10 protein-coding genes are annotated in these 14,992 nt (G+C 71.8%); 5 read left to right on the top strand and 5 right to left on the bottom strand.

The features are described from left to right. Positions 1-232: 232 nt before the first annotated feature. Positions 233-1,036 carry a GntR family transcriptional regulator gene (locus ACFUJ1_RS11840; protein WP_378644948.1) on the top strand — a complete coding sequence of 268 codons (804 nt, stop codon included), beginning with the start codon at positions 233-235 and terminating at the stop codon, positions 1,034-1,036. Then, a complete protein-coding gene (locus ACFUJ1_RS11835) occupies positions 1,033-1,632 on the top strand; it encodes a GNAT family N-acetyltransferase (protein WP_378644945.1) in 600 nt (199 codons plus the stop codon). Before ACFUJ1_RS11840 ends, ACFUJ1_RS11835 begins: the two co-directional genes overlap by 4 nt. A 219-nt stretch (positions 1,633-1,851) precedes the next feature. On the opposite strand, the gene ACFUJ1_RS11830 is transcribed toward ACFUJ1_RS11835, so the two are convergent. Next, positions 1,852-2,283, bottom strand: a complete 432-nt coding sequence (locus tag ACFUJ1_RS11830) for a hypothetical protein (protein WP_378644944.1) — start codon at positions 2,281-2,283, stop codon at positions 1,852-1,854. A 395-nt stretch (positions 2,284-2,678) separates the two neighbouring features. On the opposite strand from ACFUJ1_RS11830, the gene ACFUJ1_RS11825 reads away from it, so the two are divergent. Both ACFUJ1_RS11825 and ACFUJ1_RS11820 read left to right on the top strand, forming a co-directional pair. Further along, the gene (locus ACFUJ1_RS11825) at positions 2,679-3,800 is read left to right on the top strand and encodes a helix-turn-helix domain-containing protein (RefSeq protein WP_378644943.1); all 1,122 of its coding nucleotides are present in this window, start codon (positions 2,679-2,681) and stop codon (positions 3,798-3,800) included. A gap of 133 nt (positions 3,801-3,933) precedes the next feature. Beyond that, the gene (locus tag ACFUJ1_RS11820) at positions 3,934-4,404 is read left to right on the top strand and encodes an NUDIX hydrolase (RefSeq protein ID WP_378644941.1); all 471 of its coding nucleotides are present in this window, start codon (positions 3,934-3,936) and stop codon (positions 4,402-4,404) included. Here ACFUJ1_RS11820 and eccCa read toward each other — a convergent pair. Genes eccCa through eccD form a run of 3 tightly spaced genes read right to left on the bottom strand, consistent with a single transcriptional unit; the run spans position 4,401 to position 11,413 of the window. Further along, entirely contained in the window at positions 4,401-8,480 is a 4,080-nt protein-coding gene (gene eccCa, locus ACFUJ1_RS11815) for a type VII secretion protein EccCa (protein ID WP_378644940.1), read from the bottom strand. The genes ACFUJ1_RS11820 and eccCa overlap by 4 nt on opposite strands. 45 nt (positions 8,481-8,525) lie before the next feature. After that, a complete protein-coding gene (gene mycP, locus ACFUJ1_RS11810) occupies positions 8,526-9,938 on the bottom strand; it encodes a type VII secretion-associated serine protease mycosin (protein WP_378644938.1) in 1,413 nt (470 codons plus the stop codon). After that, positions 9,935-11,413, bottom strand: coding sequence for a type VII secretion integral membrane protein EccD (gene eccD, locus ACFUJ1_RS11805; protein WP_378644937.1), 1,479 nt, complete (start codon positions 11,411-11,413; stop codon positions 9,935-9,937). The genes mycP and eccD overlap by 4 nt, the downstream gene beginning before the upstream one ends. 193 nt (positions 11,414-11,606) lie before the next feature. On the opposite strand from eccD, the gene eccA reads away from it, so the two are divergent. After that, positions 11,607-13,442, top strand: a complete 1,836-nt coding sequence (eccA, locus tag ACFUJ1_RS11800) for a type VII secretion AAA-ATPase EccA (protein ID WP_378644935.1) — start codon at positions 11,607-11,609, stop codon at positions 13,440-13,442. Here the strand turns inward: eccA and eccB are convergent. After that, positions 13,439-14,944 carry a type VII secretion protein EccB gene (eccB, locus tag ACFUJ1_RS11795; protein ID WP_378644934.1) on the bottom strand — a complete coding sequence of 502 codons (1,506 nt, stop codon included), beginning with the start codon at positions 14,942-14,944 and terminating at the stop codon, positions 13,439-13,441. The two genes, eccA and eccB, sit on opposite strands and share 4 nt — an antisense overlap. Positions 14,945-14,992 lie beyond the last annotated feature (48 nt).

Here is a 14,992-nt window from a genome sequence, read left to right as displayed (position 1 = left end):
ATCGCCGCACAACACCGGATCAGAGCGTTCAGAACGTTCATTACACTAAACCTCAGAAAGACCCTGTCAAGCGAAGCCCCGCCCGCGACCGGAGCCCGTTTCCGAAGCGTTATGCAGCGGCGGTTCGGCCGAAATTCCTTGTCGGCCGATGGTTTTACTCGGAAGACCGATGGGTATGCGTCGCCATCGACAAGCGTGTAACCACACTGTTGCCCAGCACCGAGGGAGCCCGATGGCGGACGGCCCGACCTACCAGCGCATCGCCGACCTGCTACGCGAGCAGATCCGGGGCGGCACCTGGCAGCCGGGCGACCGCTTACCCAGCCACGTCGAGCTGGCCGAGCGCATGGGCGTCTCGATCACCACCGCGCGCCACGCCATCCAGGTGCTCGTCACCGAGAACCTGGTGTACACGGCGACCTCGCGCGGCACCATCGTGCGCAGCCGGGAGATCCTGGAGTCGGTGGTCACCGACCACATCCGCCCGGACCGGCCGCGCTCGGCGCACGACATCTTCTCCGAGATCGCGCGGGCGGCGGGGCGCGAGCCCGCGAAGGAGTTCAGCGCGCGGATGGAACCGGCGGGCGCCGAGGTCGGCGGCTGGCTCGGGGTGGCGCCGGATTCCTGGGTGATGGCCCGCACGGTGGTGCAGTTCCTGGACAACGAGCCGTGGTCGTGGGAGGTCAGCTTCTTCGCACGGGAGCTGGCCGAGGCGATCGGCGCCGACGTGCCGCACGACATCCCCGAGGGCACCACCCGCAGGCTGGTCGAGCGCGGGCACGGCGAGACCGCGCACCGGGACACCGTCTCCGCCCGGCCCGCGAGCGTGGCCGAGGCGGCGGTGCTGAACATCGTGCCCGGCACCATTCTGCTCGACCACCTGCGGATCGGCGCCAACCAGCGCCGGGTCACCAGGGCGACCAGGCACCGCTGCCTCGCCACCCGCAACCGGCTCGCCTACCAGCTCGGCGACCCGGCCGGGGTCGCGGTCATCGCCCGCACGCTGGCGTCACCCGTGCCCGCCTCCGCTTCGTGACGGCGCCGGCCCCGACCCGCGCCGCGCGGCCGGGAGCGCTGCTCATCCGGCGTGCCCGCCGCGACGAGCTGGCGCTGCTCTGCCTGCTCCGGCTGCGCCGCACCCGCTGGCTCGTTGCACGCGGGCAGGACCAGTGGACGGCGGCGGGGCGCGGGCTCGATATCGAGGCCTTCGCCCTGGCGGCGGGGCGGGCGATCGAGCGCGGGCACACCTGGGTCGCGGAGCTGGACGGCGACGTCGCGGGCACGATCACGGTGGACCGGCGCGCGGACCGGCACCTCTGGACCCCCGCCGAGCTCGCCGAGGCGGTAATCGTGCACTTCATGATCGTGGACGCGGCCTTCGCCGGCCGCCGAATCGGGCACCGGCTGCTCGCACACGCCGCCGCCCTGGCCCGCGGGGACGGCCTGGACTGGGTCCGGCTGGACGCCTGGACCACCAACCGCTCCCTGCACGCCTACTACCGGAACGCCGGTTTCCGGCTCGTCCGGATCGCGGGCCCCGCCACCCTCGGCCCCTCCTGCGCCCTCTTCGAGCGCAGGGTAGACAGCTGGCCGAGCACGCTACCCGCGCTCCGCCGGCCGGCCATCGGGTAGAGGTTCGCTCGCGGGCGGCTCCCCGACCACTGGCAACTGCCGCCCGCGTCCGCGGCGCGTCAGTGTTGGTGAAGACCGAGACCCGCGGCGCCGCTCGGCGGCGAGGCGCGCTCGAATGTCGGCGACGGTCGGGCGCCCGGACGAGGCGGGCCGACAGCGGACCCGCCGCCCCGACAACGAGTAGCGCCGAGAGCGATGCGGCCACGGTGGCGCGCAGGATCACCGGCGGTCCAGCGGCCACGGCACCGGAGGCTGTCCGTCGATCACCTCGGCGACCAGATCGGCCCAGTGGGTGGCGAGGTAGCCAACATCGGACCACGCGGCGTGCAGCTGCTCGGCACTGGGCGGCGGGTCGGTCTGCAACAGCCGCTCGGCGGTGACGTGCGCGGCGGCCATGTCGTCGATGACCGTCGCGCATATGGCGGCGGCGCTGGGCCTGGCATCGGTGTACTCGATGATCCATTCCGCGATCTGGTGGCGCAGCGCGGCGCGGCTGGCTTCGAAAACCGCTGCCCGGTCCGGGTAGAACTCGCGCACCCGGTGCAGCGAGGCCAGCATCCGGGCCCGCTTCAACAGCTGCGTTTCGTGCGCGCGGAGCGGAGTCCGGAACACCGTGGTGAGCTCCCGCCAATGCGGCAGGGCGGCGTTCACGTCAGCGGGGTAGACAAGCGGGCGAGCGCGGCGGCGTAGGGCAGGCACCGCGCCGGGTCGTGGCCCGCGTGCTGACTGAGCACGCTCGAGGCAGCCCAACGTTCGAGGGTTGGAGGCGTGTCCGTACACCGGTAGACGTTGGATTCTTCGCGCTCGCAGTACTGCGGTCCACCCCGCGCAGACGCACCCGGTGTCGCAGTTGGTGTTCTCTTCAGTGACAAAGACATAGCTCCCCCCTGGGATTTCGGTGCTCGCTCGAACACAGAGGCAGTCCGGTCCGGGCGGCCCGGTGGCGGACGGACTTCGCTGCCGATGTCCAGGGTTCCGCGCAGTGATGTTGATCAGCAGTGGCAAAACCAGTGGCACGCGCCGAGATGCTCTCGCACAGAGGCATCATGGAATTCATGCACACGGGCAAGCTGATTCGCGATCTGCGTGAGGCGCGAGGCTGGTCGCAGTCCCGGTTGGCCGACGCACTCACCGAGCACTCCGGGCAGCCGATGAGCCGGGAGTACATCTCGCGCCGGTGGGAGTCCTGCAAGAGCTCGCCATCGCCGTTCTGGCTGCGGCATCTCGCTGCCGTGCTCGATGTTCCCCTGGCAGTAATGGAGTCTGATGTGAACCGCCGACGATTTCTGACCACCGTTGCCGCAACGACCGTCGCCCCCGGTGTTGCAGCGGATCTGTTGGCCGAGGGATTCTCGGCCCGGCTCCAAGGCGCCGGACCAAGCATCGAGAAATGGGGCTCGACACTGACCGCCTACGGTGCGGACTACATGACGCTCGGCGCCGCCGAGATTCAGAAGAGACTGGCAATCGACCTGGCGATCATCCAGCAGCAGTGCGACACACCCCGGATGTGGGCGCACGCGTCGCGCCTGATGACCCTCTACGCGAAAACCTTCCCCGGCTCGGACGGCTCCAAGGCGGTCACCTGGTATCGCATGGCCGCCGAGTCCGCAGATCGGTCCAGAGACATCTACACGCGGGTATGGGTCAGGGGCCGAGCCGCGATCGCTCTCGGCTACGAAGGCGCATCGTTGCCCATCGCGAACATGTTCGCCGACCAGGCCCTGTCACTCGATGATCGGCCATCGCTCGGCCGGCTGAACGCGATCTACGGCAAGGCGCACGCCGCCGCCATCATGGGCGACACCGCAACCGCGCGAGCGCTCGACACCGAGGGACGCCGGGTATTCGACCACGCTGGCTCCGAAGACGACGAAGCGTCCGACTACGCAGTGCCGTATTGGCGACTCGGCGTCTTCCGCTCTCTGCTGTCGGCTCGGATCGGGGACGAGGCGACCGCCGTAGCGGCTCAGGATGAAGCGAGGCGGCTACTCCCCGCCACCATGCCGAGGTTCGCGACTCATCTGGAGATGCACCGTGGACTGATGCTGGCCCGTACAGGTGACCGTGATGGTGGCATAGCGTATGCGCGGGCCGCAATGGACGCCTTGCCGCCGGAAAAGCACTCCCTGACTCTGCGGATGCTGATGGACGAAGTCTCCGCGTAGCAATCTGTAATGAACCGGGCCCCTGCCCGACGACACCGCACTGCCGAAGCAACTCCGCGAGTAGGCACGCAAAGGGACCAGCGTACGGATTATGTTCGGTGACCCCGCGAGACGAAGTGGATGCGTGAAGCCGATGGCGCGGACCGAGTACTACAACGACCCCGACGCGCCGACGCCGAACAGCATCGTGGTGGCGGCAACCGCGTTCGTCCGCAATGAGCGTGACCAGGTGCTACTGATCCAGCGCAGTGAAAACGGGTTCTGGTCGATACCGGGCGGCGGGCAGGACTTCGGCGAGTTCGTCGCCGACACCGCGGTGCGGGAGACCCGGGAGGAGACCGGGATCGATATCCGGGTGATCGGACTCGTCGGCCTCTACACCGATCCCCGACGCGTCATGGCGTACACGGACGGCGAGGTCAGGCAGCAGTTCTCGATCTGCTTCCGCGCCGAGCCGGTCGGCGGGCAGTTGCACACCAGCCCGGAGTCGCCCTCGGTGCAGTGGGTCGCCCAGAGCGAACTCGACCGACTGGAGATCCACCCGTCGATCCGGCTCCGGATCGACCACGGATTCGCCGACCTGGACCAGCCGTATATCGGCTAGAGCGGGGGCAGGTAGGCGATCTGCACCATCTCCTGCTCCCGGCTGCGCGAGACCAGCACCCCGCGCCCCGGGGGCAGCCGCATGGGCCGCACGTCGCCGATCAGCTTCCCCTCGTCTCGCGAGCCGCTCATGATCAGCGTCTCGACCGAGAGGTTCTTCATCCCGCCGATGATCGGGTCGAAGAGCGCGCGCGAGACGCCGCCCATGCGCCGGGTGACGACGAAGTGCAGCCCGATGTCGCGGGCCTGCGGGAAGTACTCCATGAGCGCGGCGAACGGGTTGATGCCGCCGGTGACGACCATGTCGTAGTCGTCGACGAGCACGTAGATCTCCGGCCCGCTCCACCAGCTGCGCTCGCGCAGCTGCTGCGGGGTGATGTCGGAGTCCGGTATGCGCTTACCCAGGTACCCGGCGACCTCCTGGATCATCGGCGCGCAGGTCTGCGAGGAGGTGGAGTACCCGGCCAGGTGCTCGCCCTCGACCACGCCGAGCATGGTGCGCCGGTAATCGATCATGATGATCTTGGCCTCGTCCGGCGTCGCGTTCTCCACGATGCCCATGGCGATATTGCGCAGCAGCGTCGTCTTCCCGGACTCCACGTCGGCGAAGGCCATGAAGTGCGGCTCCGCCGCGAAGTCGAGGACCAGCGGTTGCAGCGCGGACTCGCCGAGCCCGACGACGAGCCTGGTCGGGCTCGGCTCGATCCCGGCAGCAGCGGCGGCGGCGAGCAGCTCGGTGCGGTCGAGCTGCTGCGGCAGCATCCGCACCTGCGGCGCCCGGTGCCGCGGGTGCACCAGCTCCAGCCCGGCGCGGGCGGCGGTGACGCCCTCGGCCACCGTCTCGGGGTTCGAGTCGGAGTCGAGCCGGGGCAGCGCGATGAGCATGTGCAGGTGGTCGGGGGTGAGGCCGCGGCCGGGTCTGCCGACCGGCACCTGGTGCGCGACCCGCCTGCCCATCTCCGAGTCCGACGGGTCACCGAGCCGCAGCTCCAGCCTGGTGCCGATCTGGTCCTTGACCACCGGCCGGATCTCGCCCCAGCGGTTCGCCCCGATCACCAGGTGGATGCCGTACGACAGCCCCTGCGCGGCAATGGCGTTGATCTGCGGTTCCAGCGTGTCGAACTCCTCGCGGATGACGGCCCAGCCGTCGATCACCAGGAAGACGTCGCCGAAGCGGTCGTCGGCGAGCGGGTTCCCCGGCGAGGCCGCCCCGCCCGGAACATGCTGCGCGGCGGCGAATTTGCGCCGTCGGAAGTCGACCATGGACTCGATCCCGCGCTCGCCGAAGCGCTCCTCGCGCTCACGCAGCAGCGTGGTCAGCTCGGCGACGGTGCGGCGCACCCGGTCGCCGTCGAGCCTGCCGGCCACCGAGCCGACGTGCGGAATGCCCGCCAGCCCGGCCATGCTGCCGCCGCCGAAGTCGAGGCAGTAGAACTGCACCTGCTCGGGGGTGTGCGTGGCCGCGGCGGCCAGCACGATGGCGCGCAGCGTGGTCGACTTGCCCGACTGCGGGCCGCCGACGACGGCGACATTGCCCTGCGCCCCGGCCAGGCTGACGGTCAGCACGTCGCGGCGCTGCTCGTACGGCTTGTCGATGACGCCGATCGGCATCCAGAGCTGGCCGTGCCGGTTCACCGGCGAGCGCCAGTCCGGGTCGGGCAGCAGCATGTCGACGGTCGGCGACTCCTCCAGCGGCGGCAGCCAGACCTCGTGCGCGGGCCTGCCGTGCCCGGTGAGCCGCTTGACCACCACGGTGAGCAGGCTGTCCGGGATGCCCTCCTCGCCAGGCATCGGCCGGGCGGGCGGCGGCGGCAGCTCGGGCCGCAGGCCCGCAGGCGGCGGCGGGGGCAGGCCGAGCGGGTCGTCGTCGAGCAGCGCGTCCGCGGGTGGCTCGGCCACCTCCACCGCCGCCGCGGTGAAGACCGTCGGCCTGCCACCGGCGACCGGCCCGCCCTCGTCGCCGCCACCGCCGAGCGGGGCCACGTACGGCCCGGAGACGTAGGAGGCGTTGAAGCGCAGCGGATCCGAGGCGTCGCTCTTCAGGTACCCGGAGCCGGGCACGCTGGGCAGGTGGTAGGCGTCGGTGATGCCGAGCACGGCGCGGGACTCGTTGGCGGAGAAGGTGCGCAGCCCGATCCGGTACGAGAGGTGCGACTCCAGGCCGCGCAGCTTGTTCTCCTCCAGCCGCTGCGAGGCGAGCAGCAGGTGCACGTGCAGCGAGCGGCCGAGCCTGCCGATCATCACGAACAGCTCGGCGAAATCCGGCTTCTGCGAGAGCAGCTCGGAGAACTCGTCGACCACGATGAAGAGCGCGGGCAGCGGGTCCAGCGGCACCCCGGCGGCGCGCGCCTTCTCGTAGTCGGTGACGTTGGCGTAGTTGCCCGCCGAGCGGAGCAGCTCCTGGCGGCGGTTCATCTCGCCCGCCAGCGCGTCCTTCATGCGGTCGACCAGCGCGAGCTCGTCTTCCAGGTTGGTGATGACCGCCGCGACGTGCGGCAGCGGGTCGAGGCCGAGGAAGGTCGCGCCGCCCTTGAAGTCGACGAGCACCAGGTTGAGCGCGTCCGGGGAGTGCGTGGTGACCAGGGAGAGCACCAGCGTGCGGAGGAATTCGGATTTGCCGGAGCCGGTGGCGCCGATGCAGAGGCCGTGCGGGCCCATGCCGTTCTCGGCGGACTCCTTGATGTCGAGTTCGACCGGGGTGCCGTCCGGGGTGATGCCGATCGGCACCCGCAGCCGCTCGCGCGCGGTGCGCGGGCGCCACGCCCTGGCCGGGTCGATCTGCGCGGCGTCCGGGATGCGGAGCAGCGACATCAGCCCCGGATCGGAGACCGAGCCCTCGCCGAGGCTGACGATCTGCGCCGCGGTGGCGAGCCGGTAGCGGGCGAGGCCGCGGGCGAGCGCCGCTGCCTCCGGGACCTCGACGGTGTCGGCGGCGGCGAACCGCTCCACCCCGGCCGCGCTGCGCGCGGAGACGTCGCCGTTGCCGACCAGCAGTTGCAGGCCGCGGCGGGCGGCGAGCCCGCCCTCGGGGGCGGTCAGGTCGAGCACGGTGACCGAGTCCAGCCCGGACTCGCTGATCAGCCGCTCACCACCGTTCACATAGCCGTCGTCGATCACGACGACCAGGTGCAGCCTGCCCTGGGTCGGCTGCGGGTTGCGCATGAAGCGGCCGCGCTCGAGCAGCTCGCCCTGCAGCGCCGTCTCCAGCTCGCCGAGCGAGGTGTAGAGCATCCTGGCGCTGCCCAAGCCGTCGCGCTGGCTCGGATGCTGCAGGTGCGGCAGCCATTTGGTCCAGCCCCACGCCCCGTCCGGGTCGGCGCAGACGATGGCGATGGCCAGGTGGTCGGGGCCGTGGAAGGTGACCAGCTCCATGAGCATGGCGCGCACCAGCATCCGCGCCTCGTCGGTGGGGCCCTCGATGTTCAGCGCGGGGAAGGCGCGCAGCGAGACCGCGGTGGGCAGGGTGTGCACCACCGAGTGGGTGCGCACGAACCGGCGCAGCGCCACGGTGGAGACCGGCTCCAGGTCCTCCAGCGGGCCGGTCTCCGGGCGGGCCAGCTTGGTGGCGAGGCGGTGGCTGCCGATCCCGACCCGCACGTGCCCGAAGTCGGGGTCGTTGGGGCGGCGCTCCCACATCCGTCGCGTGCCGACCAGCGAGGGCAGGTCGGCCGGGTCGGGGTGGCTCCAGACCAGCGTCTCCAGCTGCTTGCCCCCGGTGCGCCTGACCTCCCTGCGGATCTGGTCGAGGTAGCGGAAGTAGTCCTTGCGCTCCTCGTTCAGCTCGACCGCGCGCTTGCCGCCGCCACCCCGGTACCCGGCCATCATGCCGACCATCGACATGACCATCATCAGCGGGAACATCATCATGAACGGGTTGGCGAGCAGGTTGCGGCCCATCATGGCCATCATCGCGATCATGCCGACCATGGCGATCACCATGACCACCGGCATGATCTTCATCATGAGCGGCGCGGGCAGCGGCCGCGGCACCTCGGGCGGCGCGGTCAACGCCACCTCGCCGCCGGGCGCGCGTGGCGGGGCGATGCGGGGGCGTCGGACGAAACCTTCGGTAGCCATGGGTCCTTCGATGGTTCGAGCGGGTCGGGCGGGCGGTGGCCGGGGTCAGGGCGCGAGTTCGGCCTCGATGTCCCGGCGTCTGCGCCGGTAGGGCAGGCTCACCGCGACGCCGATCGCCAGCCCCGAGAGACAGACGATCGAGCCGATCACCGCGATCCGGCGCGGCCGCGGATCCGGCCCGGCCGGGTACACCGGCGCCGCGATCACCCGGCCGGCGTCCGCCGCCGCGGCGACCGGCTGCGTCGGCAGCGGCGCGGTGAGCGCGGCGACCGGGTCGATCAGACCGGCGCCGACGGCGTCGTCGCGCCCGGTCCCCGGTGCCTGCGCGGTCCGGGTGATCCGATCCATGACCTGCTGCGCGTTCAGCTCCGGGAAGCGCGCGCGGACCAGGGCGGCCAGCCCGGCCACGTAGGGGGCCGCGAAGCTGGTGCCGTCCACGCTGCGGATGCCTTCGGTGGTCTGCACGCCGTCGACCAGCCCGGCCCCGCCCGGCTTGCTGTCCAGCGAGACGATATTGCGGCCGATCGCCGCGACGCCGACCCACGGGCCGTGCAGCGACAGCTCGGACGGCTTGCCGTCGGCGTCCACCGAGCCGACCGCGAGCACGTACGGGGTGAACCAGGCCGGGCTCGCCACGGTGCCGACGGCGTTCCAGCCGGTGCCCTCGTTCTGGTTCCGGCAGGCGCCGTCGCTCTCCACGTTGCCCGCCGCCGCGACCACGACCACATTGCGCTCGTAGGCGTAGCGCACGGCCGCGCCGAGCGCGCCGTCCGAGGGATCCGAACCCGCTGAACTGCAGGCGACCTCGGAGATGTTGATAACGGTGGCACCCATGTCGGCCGCGCGCACCACCGCGCCCGCCAGGGTGAGCACGCTGCCGTAGCCCTCGCTGCGGATCTCGCCGCGCTCGTTGCGGTTGTTGCTGTCCTTGCGCTCGTAGGCCAGGCTGAGCTGCCGGATGGCGAGGATCTCGGCCTCCGGCGCCACCCCGGCGAAGGCGTCCTCGAGGCTGGGCTGCGCGCCGATGATGCCGGCGACCAGGGTGCCGTGGCCGTCGCAGTCGACGGTGCCGTCGCTGTCCGCGACGTAGTCGCCGCCCGGCTGCAGCCTGGGCAGCCGCGGGTGCCGGTTGACGCCGGTGTCGATCACCGCCACCTTCTGCCCGGCGCCCCTGCTGAACTGCCAGGCCGCGGGGAGGTCGAGCATGCGCTGCGCCAGCGGCGGCTCCTGCGGGGCCCCGCCGACCAGCAGCGGCTCGGCACAGAGCGAGCGCTGCTCGGTCGGCTCCAGCGGCGCCGGCCTGCCGCTGAGCCCCTGCGCCGCGCCGAGCGCGCCCTGGTCGATCGGGGGCGGCCCGATCGCGGCGGCCGGGGCGAGCGTCGCCGCCAGGAACCCGGCGGCGAGCGTGACCGCCCCGGCCGTCCGAGCGACCGGGCGGTGCCAGGGGCGGTGACTCATATGTTCCGTGCCATCGAGTAGACGCCCATGATCCACAGCACCAGCGGGATCACCGCCACGATCAGCAGGTACTCGAAGACCTCGATGCCGCGCCTGGTCACCGGGGTGGCCTCCACATGCGGCCCGATCACCCCGAAGGCCGCCGCGCCCGCGCCGAAGGCGAGCAGCAACCCCACCGCGATCAGCTCTAGCGCGCTGTCGCCGAGCGCGAGCCCGGCGATCAGCGTGACGATGATCACGCAGCCTGCGCCGATCAGCGTCACCGCCTGGAGCAGGTCGGCGAAGGCCCGGCCGCGCAGGCACAGGATGATCGCGGTGATCACCGCGAGCGTCAGCCCCTGCCAGCGCGCCGAGCCGAGCGGGTCGGCGGCGCCGAAGGCCCCGACGACGGTGGTGATCCCGCAGGCGACGACGAGCCCGGTCTGATACCGGTTGGCCGCCCGCGCCCGCAGCTCCAGCCCGGCGGCCGAGGGCAGCGCGGTGGCGCCGATGGCGCCGATGCCCTCCAGTGTCGGCCGCGGTTCGTGGTCGGCCGGATCGATCGCGGCGCCCGCGGTCGGCACCGGCGGGATCGGCAGCCTGGCCAGCACCGCGGCCAGCCGGGGCACCATCGAGACGGTGGCGATGCCGACCACGATCAGCCCGGCGGCCAGCTTGGCCAGCCCCGGGTGCCAGGCCAGGTAGACCGCGGCCGCGCCGCCTGCCACCACCGCGAGCGCGGCGACCGCGACGAAGAGCGCGGCGCCGGCGCCGGTCAGCCGATAGCCGAGCACCGCGGCGACCAGCACCACCGAGCTGCCGAGCAGCAGGTGCGCGCTGCCGAGCGGGCCGGGGACGAAGAGCGCGGCGCCGGCGAAGATCAGCAGCAGCCCGTCGGCGGCGAGCCAGGTCGCGGTGAGCTGGTCCCGGTACCGCCTGGCCGCGAAGCCTGCGGCGGTGAAGGCCGCGGCGGCGGTGCCGATGAGCGCGAAGGCGGGGGCGAGCGGGTCGCCGTGCCGCCGCGCGACGACCAGCAGCGCGAGCACCGCGAGCACGGTGAACAGCGACACCACCAGCCCGGTCCAGCGCGCGGAGCCGCCGGTCCAGCCGCGGAACTGCGCGGCGGTGAGCCGGGAGACCGCGTCGATGACGTCGTCGAAGAGCACCGGCGCCTCCTTGGCGGCGACGGCGCGGAGCACGAGCAGCTCGCCGTCGTACACCTCGGCCTCGTCCAGGGTGCGGCTCGGCGCGATGGCGTCCCGGCCGAGCCGGGCGAGGGTCCAGTGCTTGGCGTCCAGATCGGTCGCGGCGTCCTCGGCCCCCGCGGGGTCCGGATCGCGCGATTCGATCAGCGCGACCAGTTCACCGATATAGCCCGCGATCGGAACGGTCGACGGCAGCCCGACATCGAGCTGAGTGTCGCCCCCGATGACGGAGACACGGGTGAGTTCCGGTTCGACAGCGCGGGTTCCCCCGGCCGACGGCGATTCGATCAACGAGCCTCACGCCCCCACAACAGCATCCGGGGCGTTGGCTTCCCGGCGCTCACTCAGTAGATGACTCTTGCGTTGCAGCCTGCTGGCAGCAGAACCTAATGTAACGGACAGACCAGCGCGCATGCAGTCCGCGACGGCCGGTCCAGGTGAACTGAATGGCAACGGACGACGAAGATTTCGGGGTTCCAGAGCAATGACCGGCAATCGCCAAGCACAGAAGGCCTTCGATGCCGGAGTCCTTTCACTCGGAATCTCCCTGGAGGGCCAGGAGTCGGCGCGCGATCTGGAGTACGCCAAGCTGGCGTTCCAGCGCGCGACCGAGTGGGACCCGGGAATGTGCGACGGATGGCTCGGCCGCGCCGCCGCGGGCGAGCTCACCCGGGAGGTGCTGCAGAACCTGCACCGCACCAGCGTCGGCACGCTGCACCGCGAGCAGCGCCGGGTCGGGCTCACGCCGCGGCAGCTGGCCGGGCGCTTCCTGCCCGGGCTCTACATCGACTACCCGCTGGCGAGCTACACCGAGATCTGGCTCGCCTGGGCCGCCCGATTGATCGCGGACAAGGAATTCACCGAGGCCGAGCAGGTGTTGGACGAGCTGGCCGCGCACCGGCGGGCGCGCACCGACGACCCGGACCGGGAGGTGGACGACCGGGTCGCCGCCTACGTCCGCGGGGTGCTGCACTACCAGACCCAGCGCTGGCCGGACGTGATGGCCGTGCTGGCGGGCTCGGCCGAGTGGCCGGACCCGTACCTGGCCGCGGGCGCGCACGTCATGGTCGGCACGGCCTGCGCGCAGGTCGGGCTGTTCGGCGAGGCCATCCGCCGGATGGAGCAGGCCGAGCAGGGCCCGATCCCGGCCGCGCGCTCGACCGCCATGTTCTGCCGCGGGCTGTGCCTGCGCGAGACCGGCAGCGAGGAGGAGGCGCAGGCGCTCTTCGAGAAGGTGTACTCGCAGGCGCCGGATTTCGACGCCAACACCGCGGCCATGCGCGACCGCACCTACCGGATCACGGTGACCTCGCGCGAGTCCATCGACGCCCGCACCGACCGCTGGGACCCGGCCTCCTCGCCCTCGATGGAGCAGCTGGAGCAGGCCGAATCGGCGGACCGGGCCAAGCGGATCCTGGCCGAGGCGCGCGCGGAGCTGGATTCCCAGATCGGCCTCGGCTCGGTCAAGACCCAGGTGGCGAAGCTGCAGTCGAGCGCGCAGCTGGCCAAGATCCGCGCGGAGAAGGGGCTCGCCAGCGCGCCGCGCGGCCAGCACCTCGCCTTCACCGGCCCGCCCGGCACCGGTAAGACCACCATCGCCAGGGTGGTCGCCAAGATCTACTGCGGCCTCGGGCTGCTCAAGACCGACAAGGTGGTCGAGACCAAGCGCGCCGACTTCGTCGGCCAGCACCTCGGCTCCACCGCCATCAAGACCGAGGCGCTGATCGACACCGCGATGGACGGCGTGCTCTTCGTCGACGAGGCGTACACGCTGATCCAGGCCGGTCTCTCCGGCGGCGACGCGTTCGGCCGGGAGGCGGTGGACACCCTGCTGGCCCGGATGGAGAACGACCGCGACCGGCTGGTCGTCATCATCGCGGGCTACGACGGCGAGATCGACCGCTTCCTGGCCAGCAACGACGGCCTTGCCTCCCGCTTCGCCAAGCGCCTGCAGTTCCCCTCGTACACGGCGGACGAGCTGGGCGCCATCGGCGCGGTGATCGCGGGCAAGCGCGATTCCCAGCTCTCCGACGCGGCGGCGGCGCTGCTGGTCCGGGTCTGCGCACACCTGTACGACCTGCAGAGCACCGATCAGAGCGGGCAGCCGCGGCGCGGCGTCGACCTGGCGGGCAACGGCCGCTTCATCCGGAACGTGATCGAGGCGGCCGAGGAGGAGCGCGAATTCCGGCTCGCCAACGACGAATCGCTGGATCTGAGCAGCGTCGACGACGACGTCCTGATGCGGATCGAGGAGCCGGACATGCGCACCGCGCTCGCCGGGCTGCTCGCCTCGCTGAACATCCCGGCGGGCGACTACTAGCGGATCGGCTCCTGCGGCAGCTGGTCCCGCGCCACAAGGGCGTCCCGCTGGCTCAGCGTCGGGCCGGGCACCAGCTGCCCGACGATCGCCCACGGCGCCATCCGCGGCTGGGCGCCGAGCCCGAGCACGCCCGCGGCGTCGGCATCGGGAACGCCGTACCTGATGCCGCTGTCGCCGACGTAGAACAGGCTGCCGCGCCGCGGGCTGCCCGGCTCCAGCCCGGTCATCTGGACGTACTCGCCCGAGCCCGGCGGCAGGTAGACCTCGTCCACCCGCTCGCCGGTGCCGTCCGCGGTCGCCAGCTCCACCGCCTTCGCCGACTCCGGGATCGGTACCCGCGTACCCGCGAGGATCGTCACGACGGCGCGGTGGTCGGGGCCGTCGCCGGTGCCGTCGGCCGGGGCGATGCCGGGGTCCTTGGCCCAGGAGACGCAGGAGATCGGCGCGTCCTCGGCGTGCACGACCTCGGGCTTCCGCTTCGGGAAGTGGTCGAGCGGCAGCGCCCTGATCACCGGAACCTTGTCCAGCACATCGGGGGCGAGCGCGGGGACCTCGCTCAGCCCGTGCGAGTCGGCGAAGCGCAGCACCTGGGCGGTGAACTCGCCGACCGGCTGCAGTCCGTCGGCGAGCACCAGGTACCGATCCGACCCATCCACCACGCCGCCTGGAATCGCGACAACGCTGCCCACCTGGTACTTCGCCAGCGGACCCGGCCCCGGCGCACCGGAATTCGGCACCGCGGGCACCGTGAGCGGCGGGACCGGAGTGGTCGCGCCGAGCAGCCCGGCCCCGACCGGGCGGGGGGTGACGCCGCGCAGGTCGAGCGCGCGGGAGAGCACCGAGTTGCCGGGGTCGAGCTCCGCGCGCTTGCCGTCGTAGAGCAGGAAGGTCTGGCCGTTGCGGCGGACGAGCACGGCATCGCCCGCGCCGAGTGCGCGGGCGCGCTCGCCGAGCTCGGGCTTCCCGGCGAAGATCGTGGTCTTGCCACCTGCGGCGGAGGCCGCGCTGCCGCCCGCGGAGAGCGAGATGGTCTCGCAGAGCGTCCATTCCGAGCGGTCGCCCTGCTTCGAGCCGGGCAGCACGCCCGGTGCGCCCGGGATGCCGAGCATCGGGCCGCGCGGCAGGTCGCCGAGTTTGGCGTCCTTCACCGACTGCGGCTCGGCCGAGCTCCCGGTGATCAGCCGGGCGGAGGCGAGGTTGAGCACCGGGTGCAGCGTCTGCTTGCCGTCCTGCCCCTGCACCACCACGTAGAGCGCCCCGCTCTGCTTGCCGGAGACGATGAGCGCGTCGCCGATGGCGCCCTGCGGGCGGATCAGCCCGAGAATGGCGGCGCCCGCCACGACCAGGATGCCGAGCACCAGCCCGACCAGGAGCGAGCGGATCTGCGAGCGCATGGGGTCGTGCAGCATGCGGACGTCCCGGCGGACCAGGGCGTGGTCGAGTCGGCGCAACAGGAATCTGTACCCGTTGACCTGGGCCCGGGTCGTCAGCTGGGCAGGCACTCGATCGCTCCACCGGGAACCGTCACAGCCGACACGGTACCGTAGCCG

Source organism: Nocardia sp. NPDC057227 (genome assembly GCF_042669725.1).
Classification (GTDB): domain Bacteria; phylum Actinomycetota; class Actinomycetes; order Mycobacteriales; family Mycobacteriaceae; genus Nocardia; species Nocardia asteroides_A.
This window is presented reverse-complemented; position numbering and strand designations above follow the sequence as displayed.